Below are 21,635 nucleotides of genomic sequence, written 5' to 3' on the forward strand. Positions count from 1 at the left end.
CACGCCCCGCCCGCCCCCATTTCCTCGGATTGTCTATAAATAACCTCGTGATCATCCGCTTGGCACGACCGCTGCACGCTTGCGACATTCCCCCTCCTGCGCAAGGACCGCCACATGACTCAGAACGATCCAGGCAACGACTACCCGTTGAGCGAAGTCCCGGTGCACGCCCGCAAGGGCCTGGCCTCCACGGCCATGGTGTTGCTGGGTTTCACCTTCTTCACCGCCACGATGTTTGCCGGCGGCAAGCTGGGAGTCGCGTTCGGTTTTGCCGAGATGCTCACCGTGATCGTGATCGGCAACCTGCTGCTGGGGCTCTATGCCGCGGGGTTGGGTTACATCGCGTTCAAGAGCGGGCTCAATTCGGTGCTGATGGGCCGTTTCTGTTTTGGCGAGGTCGGCAGCAAGCTCAGCGATCTGATCCTGGGTTTCACCCAGATCGGCTGGTACGCCTGGGGCACGGCGACCGCCGCGGTGGTGCTGGGTAAATATTTCGGCCTGGGCGAAGGCGCCGTGCTGGGGCTGATGGTGCTGTTCGGCCTGGGGTTCTGCGCCACGGCCTACATCGGCTATCGCGGGTTGGAGATGCTCTCGTACATCGCCGTGCCGGCCATGATGTTGTTGCTGATGCTGTCGATGTGGGTCGCGACGGAAAAGGTCGGGGGCCTGGAGGGCCTGCTGGCGGTGGTACCCACGGGCAGCCTCGATGGGTCCAGCGCCATCACGCTGGTGTTCGGTACCTTCGTCAGCGGCGCCACCCAGGCGACCAACTGGACCCGGTTTTCCCGCTCGGCGAAAGTCGCGGTGCTGGCAAGCCTGATTGGTTTCTTCCTCGGCAATGGCCTGATGGTGTTGATTGGCGCTTACGGGGCCATCGTCTACCAGCAGCCGGATGTGGTCGAAGTGCTGCTGTTGCAGGGCTTCGCCATGGCGGCGATGGCGATGCTGCTGCTCAACATCTGGAGCACCCAGGACAACACCATCTACAACTTCGCCGTGGCCGGTTGCAACCTGCTACGCACCCGTCGACGCAAGACCGTCACCCTGGGCGGCGCCGTGATCGGCACCCTGCTGGCCCTGCTGGGCATGTACGACATGCTGGTGCCGTACCTGATCCTGCTGGGTACGGTGATCCCGCCCATAGGCGGCGTGATCATGGCCGACTTCTTCTTCCGCTGGCGCGGGCGTTATCCACGCCTGTCCGATGCACGGCTGCCCGCCTTCAACTGGCCGGGCTTGCTGGCTTATGGGCTCGGCACTGTCGCGGCGTTCAATTCACCCTGGGTGGCACCGCTGGTAGGAATCGCCACTGGCGCGCTAACGTATGTGCTATTGATCGGCGTCATGGGTACCCGGACCACCGACGCGCCACTCCAAGACCTATAAGAAGGATTCGCCCGATGCACATCATCAACGCTCGCCTGCGCAACCGCGAAGGCTTGCATGAGCTGCACCTGGAAAACGGCCTGATCGCCAGCATCGCCCGCCAGACCGAGGCCCCCAGCCTCGGCCCGGAGGATCTCGATGCCGGCGGCAACCTGGTGGTGCCGCCCTTCGTCGAGCCGCACATTCACCTGGACGCCACCCTCACCGCTGGCGAGCCGCGCTGGAACATGAGCGGCACCTTGTTCGAAGGCATCGAGTGCTGGGGTGAACGCAAGGCCACCATCACCGAAGAAGACACCCGGACCCGCGCGACGAAAACCATCCAGGCCCTCGCCGCCCATGGAATCCAGCATGTGCGCACCCACGTCGACGTCACCGACCCCGCGCTCACCGCCCTCAAGGCCATGCTGGAAGTGCGCGAGCAAAACCGTCATCTGATCGACATGCAGATCGTCGCGTTTCCCCAGGAAGGCATCGAGTCCTACCGCAACGGCCGCGATCTGATGGAAGAAGCGATCCGCATGGGCGCCGACGTGGTGGGCGGCATTCCGCACTTCGAGTACACCCGCGACCAGGGCGTCAGCTCGGTGAAATTCCTGATGGACCTGGCCGAGCGCACCGGCTGCCTGGTGGACGTACATTGCGACGAAACCGACGACCCGCATTCGCGCTTCCTCGAAGTGCTGGCCGAGGAAGCCCGCAGCCGCGACATGGGTGCCCGGGTCACCGCCAGCCACACCACGGCCATGGGCTCCTACGACAACGCCTACTGCGCCAAGCTGTTTCGCCTGCTCGGGCACTCGGGCATCAGCTTCGTCTCCTGCCCCACCGAAAGCATCCACTTGCAGGGACGCTTCGACACCTTCCCGAAACGCCGCGGCGTCACCCGGGTCAATGAACTGCTGGAAGCCGGGATGAACGTGTGTTTCGGCCAGGACTCCATCGTCGATCCATGGTATCCCCTGGGCAACGGCAACATCCTGCGGGTACTCGAAGCCGGCCTGCACATCTGCCACATGCTTGGCTACCGCAACCTGCAAAGCGCCCTCGACCTGGTCACCGACAACAGCGCCAAGGCCATGGCCCTGGGCGAACGCTACGGGCTGGAAGCCGGACGCCCGGCGAACCTGCTGATCCTTTCGGCCGACAGCGACTATGAAGTGATCCGCAGCCAGGGGTTGCCGCTCTACTCGATTCGCAACGGTGAAGTGCTGATGAGGCGGCAGATGCCAGTGGTGGAGTTTGGGCCGCAGTTGGGCTGAGCGAGCCGACGATAGCGGTCTGTCCGTTGACCGTGAGGTGGCTGGCCCGACGCTATCGCGAGCAGGCTCGCTCCCACAGGGGGGATGCGGCGGACACAAGATGTATGCCTGCGAAGATCCAATGTGGGAGCGAACCTGCTCGCGATAGCGTCATCAGCCACACAGCAGGACGCTAAAGAAGCCGCGCCGCCCCAAACAAACTGACCCGCACCAGCTCCCCGCCCACCTCTGTCAACAGGATCGGTGCCGTCCCGCCCGGCATCACCACACGCACAGGTCCCGCTTTCACCCAACCCACCCGCCAAGCGGCGCTGGCCACGGCACTGGCGCTGGTACCGGAAGAAGCGGTCGGCCCTTCGCCCCGCTCGAATACCCGGGCAGCGATCTGTCCTTCGGCTTCCAGACAGGCCCATTGCAGGTTCACCCCCGCCGGGCACGGAATCCCGGCGCCACCGGGCGTGGCATAAGCGATACGGGTCAAGCTTTGGGAAAGTGCCGGGGCGCTCATCTGCGCATTGCTCGGCAGCGCTTCGGCGCTGTCCACCAAGGTCACGCAATGGGGGTTGCCCATGCTCACGAACTGACTGTTGCCCCACGCCGGGTTCAACGCTTGCAGCACCGCCACTCGGCTGACTTCGCGCTGGTTGAAGCGCACGCTTTCCGTCGTTTGGGCAGCAACGGCCTGGGGCCCGAACAGCGGTTGCCCAAGGTCCAGCCAGAAGCCCTGCGTGCCTTCGAACTCAGCGGCACGAACCGACGTTTGCAGCGGCGATGAGCCTGCGTGTTTGTCGTGATGTACCTGCAACACACAATCGTCCTCTCCCGGCATCAAACCTTGTGCCTGTAGGGCATGGGAGAAAATGGTCAGGCCGTTGCCACTGCGCTCGGCCAGGGTACCGTCGGTGTTGACGATCAACAGGTCAAAGGGCGGTTCGTCCTGGAACGGCCCGATCAGCAGACCGTCGCTGCGATGAGCCTTGGCGCCCGGTGGTTGCTCACCCGGCGCCCAGGCGCAAAACCCATGCACCGCAGCCGCTGCCCAGGACTCACGCGCCTGTGCCGCCTGGGCCGCAGACGACGGCAGGTCCACACCTTGGGCACGGACCTGTTGCGGTGAAACGACACCATAGATATTGCCGCGTGCATCATAGAACTGCGTCATGGACCCGATCCGCATTCAACCAGCAGGGTCGCCACTGTATGCTGCCCTGGCCTGTGGGAGCAAAGCTTGCTCGATGCAGCACCCTCGGTCGGCACCTAGAGGTCGCCGTGAGGTCAGTGGATATGCCAGCATAGGGTTCCCACCCGCATCACAGCCTCGCAAAACCAAGGACGCTTCATGACCGCCATCACGCCCCCACCCACGTTTGTGCCCGGACGCCTGGAACAGATGTCCACCCGCATCGCTTATCTCATCGCCGGCGTCGGCATCGCCGCCTGGGCACCACTGGTGCCTTATGCCAAGGTGCGGGCGAACCTGGATGAAGGCACCCTCGGCCTGCTGTTGTTGTGCCTGGGGGTGGGGTCGATCCTGGCGATGCCGATTTCCGGCGCATTGGCGGCACGGTTCGGCTGTCGACGGGTGCTGAGCGGTGGCACGGTCCTGATCTGCCTGGCGTTGCCTTTGCTGGCGACGATGAGCACGTTTTCCTGGTTGGTGGCCGCGTTGTTTCTGTTCGGCGCCGGGCTCGGCACGGTGGACTCGACCGTGAATCTGCAAGCGGTGATCGTCGAGCGGGCCAGTGGCAAGACCATGATGTCGGGCTTCCACGGCATGTTCAGCCTCGGCGGGATCATCGGCGCGGCTGGCGTCAGCGCCCTGCTCGGCCTAGGGTTGTCGCCGCTGGGCGCGACGCTGGTGGTCAATGGATTGCTGCTGGTGGCACTGTTCAAGGCCGCGCCGCACTTGCTGCCTTATGGCAGTGAAAGCTCGGGCCCGGCGTTCGCCGTTCCCCACGGCATCGTGTTGTTTATCGGCATCCTGTGTTTCATCGTGTTCCTGGCCGAAGGGGCGGTGCTGGATTGGAGCGCCGTGTTCCTGGCCACAGAGCGCGGGGTCGAGACCGCCTATGCCGGGTTGGGTTATGCCGCGTTCGCGCTGACCATGACCGTCGGCCGCCTGACCGGCGATGCGGTGGTGCACCGCCTGGGCGCCCGACGGGTGATCATCTATGGCGGCACCACGGCCGCAGTCGGCTTCCTGCTGGCCACCCTGGCGCCGATGTGGCAGGCAGCGCTGTTGGGTTATGCGTTGGTGGGAGCCGGCTGTTCGAACATCGTGCCGGTGTTGTACACCGCCGTCGGCAAACAGACCCTGATGCCAGAAGCGATTGCCGTACCGGCCATCACCACCATCGGCTACGCCGGCATCCTCGCCGGCCCGGCGCTGATCGGGTTCGTGGCCCACGGCAGCAGCCTGAGCGTGGCCTTCGGGCTGCTGGCGTTGTCGCTGGTAGTGGTGGCGGCCAGTGGGAAGGTCCTGAAAGTCTGAATGTTCCCGGAACCCTTGTGGCGAGGGGATTTATCCCCGCTGGGCTGCGAAGCGGCCCCAACCAATCGATGCAGTGTGTCAGGACACACCGAGGGGCCTGGTTTTAGGGCTGCTTCGCAGCCCAGCGGGGATAAATCCCCTCGCCACAGAAGCAGATGTGAAACTTAAAAGCCCACGCTGGCCTGCACGAAGAACGTCCGCGGGGCGCCGGCGTAGATCCCCGAGTTGTTGTCGCTGGAGCGGGTGTAGTACTGATGATCGAACAGGTTTTTCACCCCGGCGCCGAGTTTCAGGTTCGACAGTTGCTCACCGAAGTCGTAACCCGCGCGCACGTTCCACAGCACGTAGCCTGGCATGTCGCCGAACTGCCCATCGGCGCTGCCGTGGGTATGGTAGTTATCGCTGAAGCTGCCATCGGCATTGACGCTGTTGCCCGGTGAGCGTTGCTTGGACTGGGCAAAGACATCGAGGTTGTAGGTCCAGCGATTGGCTTCGTAACGCAACCCCACGTTTGCCACCTGGCGGGAGTAGAACGGCAGGTCACGTCCCTTGAAGCTCGGGATCTCACCTTCATAGGTCGCCCGGGTGTAGGTGAAGCCGGCATTGGCGCTCAAGCCTTCGAGGCGTGGGTCCAGCGCGGCCATGTCGTAATGCACCGAGGCTTCCAGGCCCTGGTGCTTGGTGGCGCCCATGTTGGTCCAGCCCACATCGTTGCTGATGTACTGCAATTCGTCGTCGAAGTCGATGTAGAACAGCGTCACTTCCCCGCCCCACACGTCATCGTTGTAGCGCGTGCCGATTTCGTAGGTCTTGGCCTTTTCCGGGCTCAGGCCGTTGGCGGTGTTGTTGCCATCGCCGCCCTGGCCCAGTTGGAAATATTGCAGGCTGCCAAACGAAGTCTCGTAGTTGGCGAACAGCTTCCAGGCATCGGACAGGTGGTACATCACGCTCAGGGCCGGCAGCGGCTCGTTGCTGTCGATGCTGCGACGTTTCTCCTGCACCGGACGGCCGGCCGTGTCGAGCACCGGGCGGTCGTGCCACTGCGTACTGATGCTTTCAAAGCGGATGCCCGGGGTGATGGTCCATTTGCCGACGTCGATCTTGTCATCGACATAGACCGCGTGGGCCTCGGTGCCGCCGGTACGGTCCTGATAGACATGGCCGTCGGAGCCCGGACGCACCACCGGCTGGTTATCGCGCAACGCCAGGCGACTGGCCTCTTCGTGCATGCCCTCCTTGAGGTAGCGATAACCGACACTGGCCTCCTGGGTGGTGGCGCCGAGGTCGAATACATGGGACACCCGCGGCTCGATGCCGAAGGTGTAGTAGGTACGCGGGTAGGACACCAACGTGCGCTGGTCCCGGGCGGCAATGGTGCTGCCACGGTAGCTGTCCGAGTAATAAGTCAGCACCTCGGCCTGGGTACGCTCGCTGATTTCCCGGATCCACTTGAACGAGACGTCCTTGCGCCGTCCGCTGAAGTTGTCCCAGTCGCGGTCGGACTGGTACGGGTCGGCGTCGTACTGGGCCTGGGTCAGCCCGCCCGGCATGTCGGCCCGGGCGTCGTAGTAATGCAGGTTCAGCGAGAAATCGTCCACCTCGGTGGGCGCCCAATGGGTCTTGAGGATGACGTCGTCGATGTCGTTGCCATTGTTGCTCTGGCGATAACCGTTGCCGTTCACACCTGAATACAGCAGCGCAACGCCCAAACCGTTATCCGCCGTGCCACCGAGGAACGCCGTGTCGATGTGCTTCCAGCCACCGCGCTGGGAAGTTTCCAGGGTCGTGCCGATTTCGCCGGTGGCTTTTTCCGGGATGGCGCGAGTCACGAAGTTGATCACCCCGCCGACGTTCTGCGGCCCATAGCGCACAGACCCGGCGCCGCGCACCACGTCGATGCTGTCCAGGTTGCCCGAAGAGATCGGGGCCATGGACAGTTGCGGCTGACCATACGGCGCAAACGCCGCCGGCACGCCGTCGATCAGCACGGTAGAACGTGGCGACAGCCGTGACGTGAGGCCGCGCACGCCGACGTTCAGGGCGATGTCGCTGCCACCGGTGCCGTTGGCGTCCTGCACCTGCACGCCCGGCACGCGCCGCAACACTTCGCCGACATTCATGGCGCCCTGCTCCACCATCGCTTCGCGACGGATCACCGTCCGCGCGCCGGGATGGTTCTGCACCACTTCGGCGTTGGCGTCGCCGAGCCAGTCGCCCACCACCTGGATTTCGGTAGTCCCCAGTTCCATCGGGCCACTGGTGGACACCGATGGTGCCGGCAACACGGTCACCGAACCTTCATCGAGTTGGTAGCGCAGCCCGCTGCCCTGCAGCAATTGGCGCAAGGCCGCTTCCGGCGACAGATTGCCGTCCACGGCCGGGGCCTGTTTGCCGGCCACCACCTCCGGACGGAAGAAAACCTGCAACGAGGTCTGCTGCCCAAGCTGGCTCAAGGCCTGGCCCAGCGGCTGCGCCTGGATATGAATCGCGGTGGCGGCCTGATCGGCGAAAGCCTGGGGCAGCGCGGCGCTGACGGCCAGGGTCAAGGCCAGCGGCAGCCAGGGTGCAGAAGTGCGGTTGTTGTTTTTGGCGGGGGTTTTCACGTCGAACCTTGTCCTGTCAAATCGCAAGAATACGCGTCTGTTAATGCAAACCAGTTGCAGTTGGACAAGAAGACGAAGAACTCGAAAAAAACCTGAATCTATCGCGCAATTATTTCCTGGCTGCCGTCGTCCAGGGTATGAACGGCCACCGGCAGGATATTCGGCAAGGCCTTGATCAGCGCTTCGGGGTTGTCGGCACGGAACACGCTGGTCAGGAGCAGGTTGCCCACCGCTGCACTGCCAACCCGCAGGGGTTTGCCGCGATAACGGGAGACTTCTTCCGCCACGTCCCTCAGCGGCGCGTTGTTGAATACCAGTTTGCCGTTGCGCCAGGCGGTGAGTTCATCGGCGTTGATCGCATAAGGCGCAGCGACCTTGCCTTGGGCATCGATCCGGGTACCAAACCCTGCCGTGAGGTTGACGAACTGAGCCTGCGGCGCATCGCGCCCCTGGACCTTGACGCTGCCCTGCTCCACCGCCACCCGGGTGTTGTCGGCATCGCGGCGCACGTCGAAGCGCGTGCCGGTCACTGTCACCTGGCCGTTGCCCGCCTCCACGGTGAATGGCCGACCGGCGTCATGCTCGACGCTGAACAAGGCCTCGCCTTCGGCCAGTTCCACTCGCCGTTGGTGATGGGCAAATCGAATCCGCACCCGGCTGCGGCTGTTGAGGTCGATCATCGAGCCGTCCGGCAAGGCGATGTGCCGGCGCTCACCCAGGGCCGTGGCAAATTCCGCGCTGTATTCGGTGGGAGAACCCAGGCCGCTGAACAAGCCCAATCCAACCGCCACCGCGAGCAGGCCGGCGGCCACTGCATATCGCAACAGGGGTCGACGCTTGGGTCGCGCGGCGGGACGTTCGCACAGCGTTTGCAGGCGTTCCCTGGGCACCAGGTCCGTGGCACTCCAAATACCTTGCAACAATTGGATTTCGTCGCGATGGATGGGATGTTCGTCCAGCCAGGCGTGAAAATGCTGGCGCTCCTCGACGCTCATGGCCGGGGCTTGCAAGCGCAGGAACCATCGCGCCGCATCGTCGCGAAGCCTGTCCCGCCCGCACGGGCATTCACGGCTATCGGTCATGGGAGGTCCTGTGGTTCAAATTAGCCGGACTCATGGTCGCCAGGCTCAAGTGGCCGGATTCGGATGGGAGCGCGCGAGGAGTCATAGATCACCATCCAGGCGATCACGCAGATGCCGCAGGGTGCGGATCATATACTTTTCCACCATGTTTTTTGACAGCCCCAGGCGCTCGGCGATTTCCGCCTGGGTCAGGCCTTCGATCTTCTGCCAGACAAACACGGTGCGGCAGTTGGCCGGAAGCTCGGCAAGCGCCCGCTCGATGGAGTCCGCCAGCTGGATCGCGTGCATGAAATGCTCCGGGTCGCTGGAAAACGACTGACTATGGTCGACAGCCTCCTCCATGGCACCCCGTCGATCTTCGCGCCGATAGCCATCGACTGCGATGTTGCGTGCCGTCTGGTGCAGATAGGCCCGTGGCTGCTCGACACCGGCCGAATTGGCCTCAAGCACCCGCACGAAAGTGTCGTGAGCCAGGTCCTCGGCCTGTTCGCGATTGCGCAGGCGCCGGGTCCAGGTCCCGATCAACTCTTCGTAATGCTCGAAAAAGCCGGGTTTGCGAGGCAACTTGAGGGTCATTACGGCGCGCTGCGGGGACGGGGTCTGAATAGTAATGGTTACCATTAATGAGAAGCAACGGATTCAGACCCGCAACTGGCGGACGGTCAAGCACACCGCCAACGTTCCGCATAGAACCAAGGTCCAGCCCAACGCCTGGCCCCAGCCGGCGAGCATCAGCGCACCACTGATCAACAAGTAATAGAACAAGCCGAACAGTGCCCCGGCGGTACCCAGGCAATCGCGATAATGAGCGAGCGCGGTGCCGAGCACATTAGGTATGGCCACGCCGAACGCCAGTACGATCAACAGCATCGCGGCGACAAAAACAGGGCTGCCGAGCAGACCCTGAACACTCATCCCACCGATCAGCAGCATCAGTGCCGCGATAGCCGACAACCGGTTGCCCTTGAACCCTCGTGCCAGCAGCCGCTTGTTCAGCCAGGCGCCCAAACCCGAGCCCAGCGCCAGGATGACGCCACTGTAACCGAACAACCTGGGGCTCAACCCAAGCCGCTCGAATTGGAATGGCCCAAGATTGTAGTAGCTGAACAGCGCGACGTTGAAAGTCGCCACCAGTAATGTCGACCGCCAGATGGCCGGGTCCTTGAGCATCCGCCAAAGCGTCTTCAGCAGCGGTGGCGACACCAGGTTGGCCGGTAGTGTCTCAGGCAGTGAACGCGCGCTCCAGAACAGGAGGATCAGCGACAGTGCCAACAAGGCGCCGAGTACCCCCTGGTAACCAAAGAACTCCACCAGGCCGGCACCACAGAACAGGCCAATCGCCGGACTGGCCGCCAGGGCGATGCCGATCATCGAGAAGACCTGTCCCAGTTCAGCACCCTGAAAACGGTCGCGCAGGATCGTCTGGGTCACTACCGAACCAACCGCCGCACCAAACGCAGCCAACGCCTGAAGCGCCAGCAAGGCATTGAAGGTATCGACACCCAGCGCCAGCACCGTTGCCGATGCATACAACGCCATGCCGCCGAGCATGGCGGGCCGACGACCGATGCGGTCACACAGGCGCCCCCACACCATCACACCCAGGGCGAAACCGAGGAAAAATACAGACAATGTCTGCGCTGCCATTTGGGCGCCGACGGTAAATTTAAGACTGATGTCTCCCAGTGCAGGGCTATAGAGCGTCTGGGCGATCTGGGGAAACATCACCAGGGCAATCGCCAGTTTGAGTAAATATCTTGAAGTCATGACAGCAAGCTCGTCGGATTGAAGACGAGCCATTTTAGAGGTTCGCGTTTGTCGTATTATCCAAAGCCAGACAACTAATCGCTGAAATCGGACACCTTATGGCCTGGCTCGACTCTCATGCCCATTTCGACCCTGACCGCCACCACGCAGCGGTGATCGGCCTGGCGTCGACGCTGGGCCAGCACGACTCCGGCCTGCACAAACATCAGCGCGGCCAACTGTTGTTCACACGCCGAGGTTGTGCCCGCATCACGCTGGCACAGCAGCTCTGCCTGCTGCCGCCGTCGCGAGCCGCCTGGATTCCGCCGCTGATACCTCATCGTGCGGTGATGCAGCAGAGCGTGGACTATCGGTCGATCTACCTGGCGGCGTCGCTGTGCAAAGACTTGCCGCCCCAGGTGTGCATCATTGATGTCTCGCCGTTACTGCGAGCGGTCCTCGAACCGATCACCGATGCAGCGTTCGATAGCGATTGGACGCAGGGGCGTAACGTGCATCTGCTGGGGTTGTGCCTGGATGAGATTCGCACGGCGACGCAACAACCGATGCTATTGCCGATGCCCGAAGACAAGCGCCTGGCCCCCTTGCTTGCCATCCCGGATCGCCTGCCGCCGACACTAGTGGTGCTGGAACAACACATCGGCGCCAGCGGCAGGACCATCGGACGGATCTTTCAGCGGGAAACCGGCATGGGTTATCAGCAGTGGCGCCAGCAATGGCGCTTGATGCGCGCCATTGAACTGTTAGCCACCGGTCACAGCCTGAGCCACAGCGCCTTTGAACTGGGCTTTGCCAGCGACAGCGCGTTCATCGCGTTCTTCAGGCACATGACCGGCCGCACGCCGAAAGCCTATCTGGATTGATTACGAAGCCAGATTCACGCCTCGGGCATCTTGCGAAAGCCCACCGCCAGGCGGTTCCAGCCGTTGATGGCGTTGATAGCCACGGTCAGGTCGACCATTTCCTTGGGGTTGAAATGCTCGTTCAGCAGTTCATAGTCGGCATCCGGCGCATGGGTGTCGCTCAGGCGGGTCAGGGCTTCGGTCCAGGCCAGCGCGGCGCGCTCGCGAGGGGTGAAGAACGGTGCTTCGCGCCAGGCGGTCACGGCGTACAGGCGACGCTCCGTCTCGCCATCCTTGCGGGCATCGGCGGTGTGCATGTCGATGCAGAAGGCGCAGCCGTTGATTTGCGAGGAACGCAGCTTGACCAGCTCGAGCAGGGACTTTTCCAGGCCCAGTTTCATGACAGCGTTTTCCAGGGCCAGCATGGCTTTGAAGGCGTCGGGGGAAGCGGTGTAGAAATCGATACGCGGTTGCATGGTGTGCTCCAGAACAATGGGGTGTGGCGCTACGTTAGCCCCAGGCCGGCGCGGTACAAATAGCCAATTATTAGGAAGTTCGAGTGACCAATGGGCAGGTTGTTCAGGCCCGGCTGCGCAGCCAGTGCAGGAAGCGTTTCTTGGTCACGGGCTTGGGGGCTTCGAGGATCAGGTTCTGGGCGAGGTGCATGCGTACGTCCAACAGGTTCTTCATGGCGTCATTGATGTCGTGACGGGCGTCAAGGCACGGTTTGAGGTAGTCCTTCTCGATGCGATAAAGGGTACAGAACGTCTTGGCCGAAAAGCTTGCCAATGCGGCCACGTCGGAAATGATACCGGCTTCGCCAATCACTTCTCCCGGCCCCATGCGCCCGCCTTCCAATACCTGGCCGTCGCGTACCATGGTTACGCTGACCACGCCGGATTCGATGATGAACAGATGATCGCTCACCTCGCCGGCGGGCAGGATCATGTCTCCTGCACGGAAGGTCTGCAGGGTCATGTTCTGGCTGAAGGTGTCTTTTTCTTCCTGGCGCAAGGTCGAGAAAATGCTTGAGCTGTCCAGCAATGCGCGGGGCCGCGACGAACCATTGGCCGAGGCGCTTTCGCTGTGGGACAGGAGACTGATCCCAGACGCCCGCAGGTGTCGGAACGCCAGGTCGAACAATTGATTGCGCACCTCGCGCTTCTGGGCTCTCGAGACGACAAAGCCGCTGATTTCGTATTCCGCCCCAGCACTGGTGGAGCTTTTCAGCGTGACGCAAGGGCCCGGCACGGCAAGTAAGGCGCGGCAGCCGATCATGGCGCGCTCCAGCGCTTCGATCACTTTCTGCGGCCGGGCGTGGGGACTGACCTGAACGCTGATGGACAACCCGTGCACATCGCTGGGCCGGCTGAAGTTGATGACCTTGGCCTTGGCCGCCAGTGAGTTGGGAATCACCGCCATGCTGCCCTGGGCGGTCTGCAAGCGCGTGGCGCGCCAGTCGATGTCGGTGACCCGGCCCTCGGTGCCGTCGATGGAGATCCAGTCATCGAGCTGATAAGGCTTGGTGGTGTTGAGCACGATGCCGGAGAACACGTCGCTGAGGGTGCTTTGCAACGCCAGGCCGACGATGATCGCCATCGCCCCGGACGTCGCCAGCACCCCCTTGACCGGCAGATCCAGGACATAAGCCAGCGCGGCAATCACGGCGATCAGGAAGATCACCGCACCAAGCAGATCCTGCAACAGCCGCCCGGTATGGCCGACCCGTTGCATCATTGCCGCACCGATCAGCACCGTCAGGGTTCGTGCGGCGAACAGCCACCAGGCGATCTGCAAGCCAGTGGCCGCCAGGTGCCGCGGCACATCGTCGACCCACTGCGCCGGCTCCATGGGGTTGAGGCCTTCATTGAACAGCAGCATGCTGAACAACGAAAAAATCACCAGCCGCCCGCCGATCTTCCAATAGGACCGCTGCGCACTGACCAGTCGCCACAACAGCATGTCGAGCACAAGCAGCACCAGGGCGCCGAGCAGCGGGTGATCGGTGATCAGAGACAGCATGGGGACAGCTCCAGCAAGGCTATTGGCGAGAAGATTGGCACAGATGTATACGCCGTGGAATCACCACAACCCGTGTGGGAGCGAGCCTGCTCGCGATGCCGGTTGATCCGTCAACGCTTCAGCGACTGGCGGACCGCTATCGCGAGCAGGCTCGCTCCCACATGGATCGGCGTGGCCGGCAATCAAGCGTCCATCTGGCCGAAATGCCCGGAGTGGAAGTCGTTGAAAGCCTGGTGGATTTCCTGCTCGCTGTTCATCACGAACGGGCCATGGCCGACGATGGGTTCGTCGATAGGTTCGCCGCTGAGCAGCAGCACCACCGCGTCGTTATTGGCGTGCAGGGTCAACTGGTCGCCGGCGCGTTCGAACAGGGCCAGTTGCCCCGCCTCGATCCGCTCGCGACCGTTGGCCTGGACCGTGCCATGCAGCACCACCAGTGCCGTGTTGCGGCCTTCGTGCAGGTCGAGGGTCAGGTCCTTGCCGGCATTCAAGCGGATATCCCAGACGTCGATGGGCGTGAAGGTCTTCGCCGGGCCTTGTTGGCCCTCGAAGGTCCCGGCGATCAGGCGCAGCCTGCCGGCGTCGTCCTTCAGCGCAATGTTCGGAATGTCACCCTTGAGCAGCGTCTGGTAGCCGGCCGGGGCCATCTTGTCTTTGGCGGGCAAGTTGACCCACAGCTGGACCATTTCCATGAACCCACCCTGGCGGGCAAAGGCTTCGGAATGGAACTCTTCATGGATGATCCCGGAAGCGGCGGTCATCCATTGCACATCGCCCGGGCCGATCTTGCCGCCGCTGCCGGTGGAATCCCGGTGTTCCAACTCACCCTGGTAAACGATGGTCACGGTTTCGAAACCCCGATGCGGATGCTGGCCGACACCGCGACGCTGATCGGTGGGGGCGAACTCGCTTGGGGCGGCATGGTCCAGCAGCAGGAACGGGCTGATGTGCTTGCCCAGGTTGTCGTAGGAAAACAGCGTGCGAACCGGGAAGCCATCACCGACCCAATGGGGTCGCGGGCTGGTGTACAGACCAATGATCTTTTTCATGCTGTGTCTCCCAATCAGGTGTTGCGATTCGATGGGTACAGCTTAAAACTGAGACCTTTGAGGCACTAGACTGCAAAAATCGGCTTTAGCGTTCTATCTGGAGAACGATCATCGAAGACCTGAACACGCTCTACTATTTCACCCAAGTGGTCGAACACGGCGGTTTCGCCGCCGCCGGCCGGGCGCTGGACATGCCCAAGTCCAAGCTCAGCCGACGCATCGCACAGCTGGAAGAGCGCCTGGGCGTGCGCTTGATCCACCGCACCAGCCGGCATTGTTCGTTGACGGAAATCGGCCAGGCCTACTACCAGCGCTGCCTGGCGATGCGGGTCGAGGCCGAGAGCGCGGCGGAAGTGATCGAGCGCAACCGCTCCGAACCTCAGGGGCTGGTGCGCATCAGCTGTCCGACGGCGTTGCTCAACAGTTGGGTCGGGCCGATGCTGACCCGCTACATGATCCGTTACCCACGGGTGGAATTGTTCATCGAAAGCACCAACCGCCGGGTCGACCTGATTCACGAAGGGTTCGATATCACGTTACGGGTGCGCTTCCCGCCGCTGGAAGACACCGACATGGTGATGAAAGCGCTGGGCAAGAGCACCCAATGCCTGGTGGGCAGCCCGGTTTATCGGGAACGCTTGTCCTCCCCCGCTTCCCCGGCCGACCTCAACGGCTTGCCCAGCCTGCACTGGGGAGCGGCGCAACGGGAGTATCAGTGGGCGTTGTCGGGGCCGGACGGCGCCAGCGCGCTGATCCGCCATGCGCCACGCATGGTCACCGACGATTTGCTGGCCCTGCGCCAAGCGGCGCTGGCAGGCATCGGTATTGCTCACCTGCCCTACGTGCTGGTTCGCGATGACCTGGCGGCCGGGCGACTGGTGGAACTGATTCCGGGCTGGGCACCGAATTGCGGGATTGTCCACGCGATCTTCGCGTCACGTCGCGGGTTGTTGCCGTCGGTGCGCACATTGATCGATTTTCTGGCCGAGGAATTCAGCCAGAGTGATATGGCGTAGTGCAGCTTCATGTGGGAGCGAGCCTGCTCGCGATGAACGATAACGCGGTCTGCGGATAGACCGAGTTGCCCGCATCGCGAGCAGGCTCGCTCCCACAGGGAAAAGCCACGACTCAGAGGTGATTGCGCTTGGCGAAATCCGATAAACCCACCAGGGTCTTCAAGCCAAGCTTTTCCAGCAGCCGGGTCTTGTAGGTGCTGACGGTTTTCGGGCTCAGGTACAAGGATTCGGCGACATCCTTGCCGCGCATGCCCATGGACAGCATTCGCAGAATGGACAGTTCGCGAGTGGAAAGGCTCTCCAGGGCCTGCTGTTCGGTGCGCTGCTGGAAGTCCAGCCTGACAGGCATCTGGGGGAAATAGGAATAACCGGACTTCAAGGCATGAATGGCCTTGGTCAGTTCCTTCAGATCGCTTTTCTTGGTCACGAAGCCCCTGGCCCCAGCCGAGATGCAGCGGTTGCAGAAGTGCTGCGCATCCTGGGAGGTGAACACCAGCACGCCGCACTCGGGGTACTGGGCCATGATCCAGACCAGCAAGTCCAGGCCATCGAAGCCGTTCATCACCAGATCCAGGATCACCAGTTCAGGCGTGCGCTCCTTGATCAGGGCCCTGGCATCGAGCACGCCATTGGCGTCCCTGATCTGGGTAAACCCCTCGTTCTGGCAAATCAGCCGCAATGCCCCCCGTATGACAGGGTGGTCATCCACGATCAACACGTCTTTCAAGGCAACTCCCCAGATGAATACAAACTACGCCGATGCCATGCTCCAGCGGACTCTTGCACAAGCCACAGGCCCGGCCACCTGTCAGGTCTGACAGTGCCGACCAATGGTCAGGATCAGCCGCCGTGGCTGTGCCTGAGGGGACGGCTCCAAGAATGGCCCGCTTCGCGGTCCGCTGGATCGACCCGTGCCATCAGACGCGCCAGGGCGGCGAGATCCGGTAGCGGCGCAGGATGCAACTGCACGCTTGCCCGACGCGCGACAGGGACCGACAGGAGCCCGCCCTGTTGCGCGTTGTAGATCATTCCATGGCGCACCTGCGGGTTATCGAGGAAGAACCCCGGCAGATCCAACACCCCTTCCGCCAGGCAGGCGTCGACGACCAGCAGGTCGAACGGCTCGATACCGAACGCCATCAATGTCATCAGCTCCTGCGCACTGCTCACGGGCGCAATCCGGAAATAGCCCTGTTGATTGAACAGGTACTCAAGCTTCATTCGATGAGAAGGGTCTGTATCGGCAATCATGATACGTAGTGCTTTATTCGGCATGACAGGCTTCCCAATGACAACGCGACGGATATGAACCGGCTCGTAAACGTTAAGGGGCCTCAGGCTAGAGGAAGCTTTTGAGGGACGCTGTAGGACGAGTCTTAAAAACAGTCGGAAAAAGCCCTCCTCGATACACGGTTGTAGGAAGTCATTCGCGCAAGGCGCCGGGAGGAGCAAGGTCCTTCGCCACATGGGTCTCCAATTGTTCGCTGAGGAAGTCCATGACCTGGCGCAAGTCACCCACCGCATTGGCGAGCAACATGCCGTCAGCGCTTCGACAGGCGCTTTCCACCGACTCGCATGCGGCGACCAGGCCTTGCGCCTGGATGATTCGCGCCCCGCCCTTGATCCGGTGCGCCAGATCCGCGAGCCCGGAGACATCGTGTCGGCTGAACAACTCGATGAGTCGTACCTTGTCGTCAGCATTGCTGCTGATCAATTCCTCCAGCAGTTTCTTGATCGAGACGATGTCGCCGCCGGTCAGTTGTTCGAGACTGGTCAGATCGAAACTGTCGGTCAACGCAACGGCCTCCTCCTCGTCAAGCGACGCGCTGAGCGAACCCAGGCGCGCCTGCAGTTCCTTGAGGCCGATGGGTTTGAACAGGCAGTCATCCATCCCGGCGTCGATGCAGCGCTCCTTTTCCTCGCGCTGGGCGTTGGCGGTAAATCCCAGGATCACCCCACGGGACAAGCCTTGGGCCCGCTCTTCGTCGCGAATGGCGCGTGTCAGTTCATAGCCACTCATCAATGGCATGTTGCAATCGGTGATGACCGCATCGAAGTGTCCGGCGCGCCAGACCTGCAAACCCTGGATACCGTCCCCGGCCTCCTGGACCCGGTGCCCCAGGTAGCTCAGTTGCCGCGACAGCAGCAGGCGATTGGCCGGATGGTCATCGATCACCAGGATGTCCAGGGCCTGGGTCGGCACCGACGCCTCGACCTCGGCCGACGGTGCTTGCACCTGGGCGTCGAGCAAGGGCAGGCGCAACAGGATCTCGATCTGCGTGCCCGCCCCCGGGGCGCTGCTCAATGCCAGGGTGCCACCCATCATTTCGCACAGAGTGCGGCTGATCATCAGCCCCAGCCCGGAACCGCTGCGGGCGGACTGGCGATTATTGCCAGCCTGGGTAAAGGGGCTGAACAGGCGTTGCTGGTCCTGCTGGGAAATCCCGCTGCCGGTGTCCTCCACCCGCAGGCGAATGCCCAGGCGTTTGTCGTCATGACCGGAGGTTGCTTGCACGCTCAGGCGTACCTGGCCTTGATCGGTGAATTTGATCGCGTTGCTCAGCAGGTTCGACACGATCTGCTTGAAGCGCAAGGGATCGATCAAGACGTCCTTGTCGATCGCCGGGTCCAGGTCCAGCTGCAGACGCAGGTGTTTTTGCCGGGCCAGGCCTTCGAACATCCGCGTCAGCGACTCGACCAGTTGCGCCAGGTTGGCCCGCTCCGGCGCCAGGGACAATCGCCCCGACTCGATACGAGCAATGTCCAGGATGTCGCCGATCAAGCCCAGCAACCCCTGGGCCGCGTCGGAAGCGACTTCGATGGCAACCCGGTCCACGACACCCTGGTCGGCTTTTTTCAGGGCCAATTCCAGCATGCCGATCAACGCATTCATCGGCGTGCGGATTTCATGGCTCATGGTCGCCACGAAGGTGGTCTTGGCCCGATTGGCGTCGTCGGCGCTTTCCTTGGCAACATGCAGCTGCTCCAGCAGCCGCCGCAGATAAACGACCCAGCCCAGGGCCAGCAACAGCAACAGCGCGGCGATGGCAAACCCCTGGAGGATGGTGGTGCGGTTACGCAACCAGTAGCTGTCGTCGATCACCACTTCACTGCGCCAGCGATTGGTCAGCTCATCCATTTCTTCGGGGGAGATGCTCAGCAGTGCCTTGTCCAGGATCGAATGCAGCTCCAGCGCATCCCGTCGGGTCGCCAGGGCGACACGCGCCGGCAGGGTGCCCACGGTGCTGGTGATCTGCAGCCTGTCGCGGTACTGCCGCGAAATCAGGTAACGGGCGCTGATCAGCGAATTGACTGCGCCGTCCACCGTGCCGGCGGCGACCATGGCCATGGCATCGGCAGTGTTTTGCGCTGGAACCAACTGCACACGGGGGAACTGCTCCAGCAGGTATTCATGCAGCACGTTGCCCCGCGTCAGTGCCAGACGCTTGTCGTCCATCCGGTCCAGAGTCGGCGGGAGCTTGGCCTTGCGCGGTGTCACCAGCACGAATGGCGCGCTCAGGTAGGGTCGGGTAAAGCGCAGGGATTGCTCGAGCTCAGGGGTCACGGGCGCCGCCGCCAGGACATCGGCCTGGCCACTCCTGACCTGTTCGATCAGGCCGTCAAGCGAACTGCCACGCTGGAGATTGAACTTCAGGCCGGTACGCAAGCTGATCCTGGCCAGCACATCGGCGCTGATGCCGCGGACATGGTCCTGGTCATCGACGAACGTCAGCGGCGGGAAATGTTCATTGACGGCCACCGTGATCCGCGGATGCGCATCCAGCCAACGCTGTTCATTAACACTGAAATGCAGCGCCTGCTGCCCCGGCATGCTGGCGCCACCGGCACTCCAGCGCCGCAGGATGCTCATGCGTTCAGGGGTGGGGATCGCTTGCAGGGCGGCATCGACAATGCGCAACAAGCGCGGGTTATCACGCTTGATCGCGAAGGCGAACGGTTGCACCTCCATGCGGGAAAAATCCGCCAATTGGATATTGTTCAGGTAGTTCTTGCTGATCAGGTAGTTGGCGCTGATCGAATCCCCCAGGTAGACATCGGCCTGACCGAACGCCACCGCGCCAATGGCACTCAAGGTCGAGGGGTACAACTGCAAGGTGGCATCGGGATAGAACGCCTCGACCTTGGCCGGCGGCAAATAGTGGTACAGCATCGCCAAGCGTTTGCCCGCCAGGTCCGGAGGCAGGTCCTGGCTGTCATCAATGCGCGCCACGAGGGTGGGCAAGTCATCGGCATAGGCCTGGGACATGATCAGGTCCGGGTCAGCGGCCTCGAAGCCGTTGGCGGTACCGAGCAGGTCGATCTCACCGCCGTGCAACGCCTGGAGCGATTCGGGACGGGACGGGTAGCGCCGCACCTGCACCTCGACCTGCAACAACTGCCCGAGCAACTGGACATAGTCGGCGGTCAGACCTTCGTAATCGTTGTCATTGCCGGTGATGCTGAACGGTGAGTAATCCGGTGCCGAGGCTCCCACCAGCAACCTGCCCTTGCGCCGCAACCAGACCCGGTCGGCCTCATCCAGGGACACCGAATAGTCATCCACATGGGAGCGCCCGAGCACGTGCAGCGATTCGGGAACTGCGCCAACCCGTGGCGCCACACTCAGTAAGCCCAGCAACAACGCCACCAGGCCCGTGCGTAGAAGCAGCATCATCGGAATCAGGTTTTCGCCTGGCGGAATCGGCCCCGACACCTCTTTGTTTTCATATCGGGTCAGGGGGACGCGGCTGATAGGTTCAGACCCGCGCTCGGTTCCCGCTCAGGTCGGCGCCGAAATCTTGCTCGCGGCGATGGCGAGGTCAATCAAGACCTGCTTGTCATCGGCGTCCACATCGTTGTCACGATCGATATCGCCATGCGCCGAAACCTGGTTGAACGGCCCTTCCGGCGCCCTCCTGGAAACACGCAAGCTGTAGGACGAGATGATCGAGTCGTGGAATTCGTTATCCGGGTCGTCATCGACGAAGCCCGCCATACGGGTCACGAAATCGATCTCTACCGCACGGTAGGTCTGGCCGGTTTTCTCGGTCAATGTAATCAGGATGCCCTTGCTGGTTTCCATTCGATGACTCCTTGGTGGATGCCCCTCATGTCATTGGGCAATGTATTCCGGGTCAATCGACCTGTCTGCTGTAAGAACTAACAGGTACGCGCCTCATCCCTCTGGCACCTTTATACTGCGGCGACCCGATTCGATTTCGACGAAGGAGAACCCCATGAGCTGGTCCGCCAGGCAATACGTCACGTTTGAACAGGAACGCACCCGCCCTGCCCGGGACCTGCTGGCCGCCATTCCCCCTGTGGAAGCACGCTCGGTGATCGACCTGGGTTGCGGCCCCGGCAACTCCACGGAACTGTTGGTGGAGCATTTCAGCGGGGCAACCGTGCGCGGCCTGGACAGTTCCGGCGACATGATCGACGCCGCTCGCCAGCGCCTGCCCGCCGTGGCGTTCGACATCGCCGATATCGGCCGATGGGACGAGCCCGGACCGTTCGATGTGATCTTCGCCAACGCCGTGCTGCAATGGCTGCCCGACCATTCCACCCTGCTGCCGTCGCTGGTGAACAAACTCGCGCCGGGCGGCACCCTGGCGATCCAGATGCCCGACACGCTCCATCAGCCTTCCCACCGCCTGATGCGCGACATCGCCGCCAGTGGACCCTGGGCCCAGCAATTGGCCGGGGCGGCCGATACCCGCACGGAAGTGGCGGACGCAAGCACCTACTATTCGATCCTGAAACCCCATTGCAGTCGCGTCGATGTGTGGCGTACCACCTACCATCACCCTTTGGCCGGCGGTGCCGCGGGTGTGGTGGAATGGTTCAAGGGCAGTGGTTTGCGGCCGTTTCTCGAGCCATTGGACAAGGGGCAGCGTGCGCAGTACCTGGAGCAGTACCTCCGCGCCGTCGAACAGGCTTACCCGGCCCTCGACGACGGTACGGTGCTGCTGCCGTTTCCACGGGTGTTCATGGTTGCGACGCGCCAGGAAGCCGCGTCGGGGAGTTGAGCCCGGGGAACATGAAGACTGCCTCCCCTAAATGAACTCTGCATGCTCCACGCCAGTCAGCAGGTAAAGCCCTCAGTTCAGGTGCT

18 protein-coding genes are annotated in these 21,635 nt (G+C 62.5%); 6 read left to right on the plus strand and 12 right to left on the minus strand.

The features are described 5' to 3' along the window. The first annotated feature begins 114 nt into the window (after positions 1-114). Both codB and codA read left to right on the plus strand, forming a co-directional pair. Entirely contained in the window at positions 115-1,386 is a 1,272-nt protein-coding gene (gene codB, locus LOY35_RS19290; protein WP_258625738.1) for a cytosine permease, read from the plus strand. Between the two features lie 14 nt (positions 1,387-1,400). Beyond that, the gene (gene codA, locus LOY35_RS19295; RefSeq protein WP_258625740.1) at positions 1,401-2,648 is read left to right on the plus strand and encodes a cytosine deaminase; all 1,248 of its coding nucleotides are present in this window, start codon (positions 1,401-1,403) and stop codon (positions 2,646-2,648) included. Positions 2,649-2,820: 172 nt separating this feature from the next. Here codA and LOY35_RS19300 read toward each other — a convergent pair whose 3' ends face one another. After that, complete coding sequence (locus LOY35_RS19300) at positions 2,821-3,810, minus strand: diaminopimelate epimerase (protein ID WP_258625741.1); 990 nt, start codon at positions 3,808-3,810, stop codon at positions 2,821-2,823. Positions 3,811-3,987: 177 nt separating this feature from the next. Here LOY35_RS19300 and LOY35_RS19305 point away from each other — a divergent pair, with 177 nt between their 5' ends. Beyond that, the gene (locus tag LOY35_RS19305) at positions 3,988-5,139 is read left to right on the plus strand and encodes an MFS transporter (RefSeq protein WP_258625742.1); all 1,152 of its coding nucleotides are present in this window, start codon (positions 3,988-3,990) and stop codon (positions 5,137-5,139) included. A 164-nt stretch (positions 5,140-5,303) separates the two neighbouring features. On the opposite strand, the gene LOY35_RS19310 is transcribed toward LOY35_RS19305, so the two are convergent. The 4 genes from LOY35_RS19310 to LOY35_RS19325 form a co-directional block, all read right to left on the minus strand. Next, the gene (locus LOY35_RS19310; protein ID WP_258625743.1) at positions 5,304-7,742 is read right to left on the minus strand and encodes a TonB-dependent receptor; all 2,439 of its coding nucleotides are present in this window, start codon (positions 7,740-7,742) and stop codon (positions 5,304-5,306) included. A 98-nt stretch (positions 7,743-7,840) separates the two neighbouring features. Further along, the gene (locus LOY35_RS19315) at positions 7,841-8,824 is read right to left on the minus strand and encodes a FecR family protein (protein ID WP_258625745.1); all 984 of its coding nucleotides are present in this window, start codon (positions 8,822-8,824) and stop codon (positions 7,841-7,843) included. A gap of 81 nt (positions 8,825-8,905) precedes the next feature. Further along, complete coding sequence (locus LOY35_RS19320) at positions 8,906-9,400, minus strand: sigma-70 family RNA polymerase sigma factor (protein ID WP_258625746.1); 495 nt, start codon at positions 9,398-9,400, stop codon at positions 8,906-8,908. Between the two features lie 63 nt (positions 9,401-9,463). Then, positions 9,464-10,591 (minus strand): MFS transporter, encoded by a 1,128-nt coding sequence (locus tag LOY35_RS19325; protein ID WP_258625748.1) that lies wholly within the window; start codon positions 10,589-10,591, stop codon positions 9,464-9,466. A gap of 98 nt (positions 10,592-10,689) precedes the next feature. Between LOY35_RS19325 and LOY35_RS19330 the strand changes: the two genes are divergently transcribed. Continuing rightward, a complete protein-coding gene (locus tag LOY35_RS19330; RefSeq protein WP_258625750.1) occupies positions 10,690-11,454 on the plus strand; it encodes a helix-turn-helix transcriptional regulator in 765 nt (254 codons plus the stop codon). A 14-nt stretch (positions 11,455-11,468) separates the two neighbouring features. Here the strand turns inward: LOY35_RS19330 and LOY35_RS19335 are convergent, their stop codons facing one another. The 3 genes from LOY35_RS19335 to LOY35_RS19345 all read right to left on the minus strand — a co-directional run bounded on the left by LOY35_RS19335 (position 11,469) and on the right by LOY35_RS19345 (position 14,504). Further along, on the minus strand, positions 11,469-11,909 hold the full coding sequence (locus tag LOY35_RS19335; RefSeq protein ID WP_041020941.1) for a carboxymuconolactone decarboxylase family protein: 441 nt from the start codon (positions 11,907-11,909) through the stop codon (positions 11,469-11,471). 103 nt (positions 11,910-12,012) lie between these two features. Beyond that, entirely contained in the window at positions 12,013-13,455 is a 1,443-nt protein-coding gene (locus tag LOY35_RS19340; protein ID WP_258625752.1) for a mechanosensitive ion channel family protein, read from the minus strand. Positions 13,456-13,637: 182 nt separating this feature from the next. Then, positions 13,638-14,504 carry a pirin family protein gene (locus tag LOY35_RS19345; RefSeq protein WP_258625753.1) on the minus strand — a complete coding sequence of 289 codons (867 nt, stop codon included), beginning with the start codon at positions 14,502-14,504 and terminating at the stop codon, positions 13,638-13,640. Positions 14,505-14,611: 107 nt separating this feature from the next. Between LOY35_RS19345 and LOY35_RS19350 the strand changes: the two genes are divergently transcribed. Beyond that, positions 14,612-15,520: a LysR family transcriptional regulator gene (locus LOY35_RS19350; protein ID WP_258633684.1), complete on the plus strand. Its 909-nt coding sequence runs from the start codon at positions 14,612-14,614 to the stop codon at positions 15,518-15,520. Positions 15,521-15,632: 112 nt separating this feature from the next. Here the strand turns inward: LOY35_RS19350 and LOY35_RS19355 are convergent, their stop codons facing one another. From LOY35_RS19355 to LOY35_RS19370, 4 genes are all read right to left on the minus strand, one after another. Then, positions 15,633-16,247 (minus strand): response regulator transcription factor, encoded by a 615-nt coding sequence (locus tag LOY35_RS19355; protein WP_041020959.1) that lies wholly within the window; start codon positions 16,245-16,247, stop codon positions 15,633-15,635. 113 nt (positions 16,248-16,360) lie between these two features. Beyond that, positions 16,361-16,795: a response regulator gene (locus tag LOY35_RS19360; protein ID WP_258625754.1), complete on the minus strand. Its 435-nt coding sequence runs from the start codon at positions 16,793-16,795 to the stop codon at positions 16,361-16,363. Between the two features lie 148 nt (positions 16,796-16,943). Continuing rightward, the gene (locus LOY35_RS19365; RefSeq protein ID WP_258625756.1) at positions 16,944-20,195 is read right to left on the minus strand and encodes a transporter substrate-binding domain-containing protein; all 3,252 of its coding nucleotides are present in this window, start codon (positions 20,193-20,195) and stop codon (positions 16,944-16,946) included. 105 nt (positions 20,196-20,300) lie between these two features. Continuing rightward, positions 20,301-20,603 carry a hypothetical protein gene (locus LOY35_RS19370; RefSeq protein ID WP_258625757.1) on the minus strand — a complete coding sequence of 101 codons (303 nt, stop codon included), beginning with the start codon at positions 20,601-20,603 and terminating at the stop codon, positions 20,301-20,303. A gap of 154 nt (positions 20,604-20,757) precedes the next feature. Here LOY35_RS19370 and tam point away from each other — a divergent pair, with 154 nt between their 5' ends. Beyond that, a complete protein-coding gene (gene tam, locus LOY35_RS19375; RefSeq protein ID WP_258625758.1) occupies positions 20,758-21,549 on the plus strand; it encodes a trans-aconitate 2-methyltransferase in 792 nt (263 codons plus the stop codon). The last annotated feature ends 86 nt before the right edge of the window (positions 21,550-21,635 follow it).

It is taken from the genome of Pseudomonas sp. B21-028 (assembly GCF_024749045.1).
GTDB lineage: Bacteria > Pseudomonadota > Gammaproteobacteria > Pseudomonadales > Pseudomonadaceae > Aquipseudomonas.

Bases quoted from the DNA above. Each gene is read 5' to 3' on its own strand.
- LOY35_RS19340 (WP_258625752.1), bottom strand. From the start codon at position 13,455: ATGCTGTCTCTGATCACCGATCACCCGCTGCTCGGCGCCCTGGTGCTG.
- LOY35_RS19305 (WP_258625742.1), top strand. From the start codon at position 3,988: ATGACCGCCATCACGCCCCCACCCACGTTTGTGCCCGGACGCCTGGAA.
- LOY35_RS19300 (WP_258625741.1), bottom strand. From the start codon at position 3,810: ATGACGCAGTTCTATGATGCACGCGGCAATATCTATGGTGTCGTTTCA.
- LOY35_RS19320 (WP_258625746.1), bottom strand. From the start codon at position 9,400: ATGACCCTCAAGTTGCCTCGCAAACCCGGCTTTTTCGAGCATTACGAA.
- LOY35_RS19315 (WP_258625745.1), bottom strand. From the start codon at position 8,824: ATGACCGATAGCCGTGAATGCCCGTGCGGGCGGGACAGGCTTCGCGAC.
- LOY35_RS19365 (WP_258625756.1), bottom strand. From the start codon at position 20,195: ATGATGCTGCTTCTACGCACGGGCCTGGTGGCGTTGTTGCTGGGCTTA.
- codB (WP_258625738.1), top strand. From the start codon at position 115: ATGACTCAGAACGATCCAGGCAACGACTACCCGTTGAGCGAAGTCCCG.
- LOY35_RS19325 (WP_258625748.1), bottom strand. From the start codon at position 10,591: ATGACTTCAAGATATTTACTCAAACTGGCGATTGCCCTGGTGATGTTT.
- LOY35_RS19370 (WP_258625757.1), bottom strand. From the start codon at position 20,603: ATGGAAACCAGCAAGGGCATCCTGATTACATTGACCGAGAAAACCGGC.
- codA (WP_258625740.1), top strand. From the start codon at position 1,401: ATGCACATCATCAACGCTCGCCTGCGCAACCGCGAAGGCTTGCATGAG.
- LOY35_RS19345 (WP_258625753.1), bottom strand. From the start codon at position 14,504: ATGAAAAAGATCATTGGTCTGTACACCAGCCCGCGACCCCATTGGGTC.
- LOY35_RS19330 (WP_258625750.1), top strand. From the start codon at position 10,690: ATGGCCTGGCTCGACTCTCATGCCCATTTCGACCCTGACCGCCACCAC.
- LOY35_RS19360 (WP_258625754.1), bottom strand. From the start codon at position 16,795: ATGCCGAATAAAGCACTACGTATCATGATTGCCGATACAGACCCTTCT.
- LOY35_RS19335 (WP_041020941.1), bottom strand. From the start codon at position 11,909: ATGCAACCGCGTATCGATTTCTACACCGCTTCCCCCGACGCCTTCAAA.
- tam (WP_258625758.1), top strand. From the start codon at position 20,758: ATGAGCTGGTCCGCCAGGCAATACGTCACGTTTGAACAGGAACGCACC.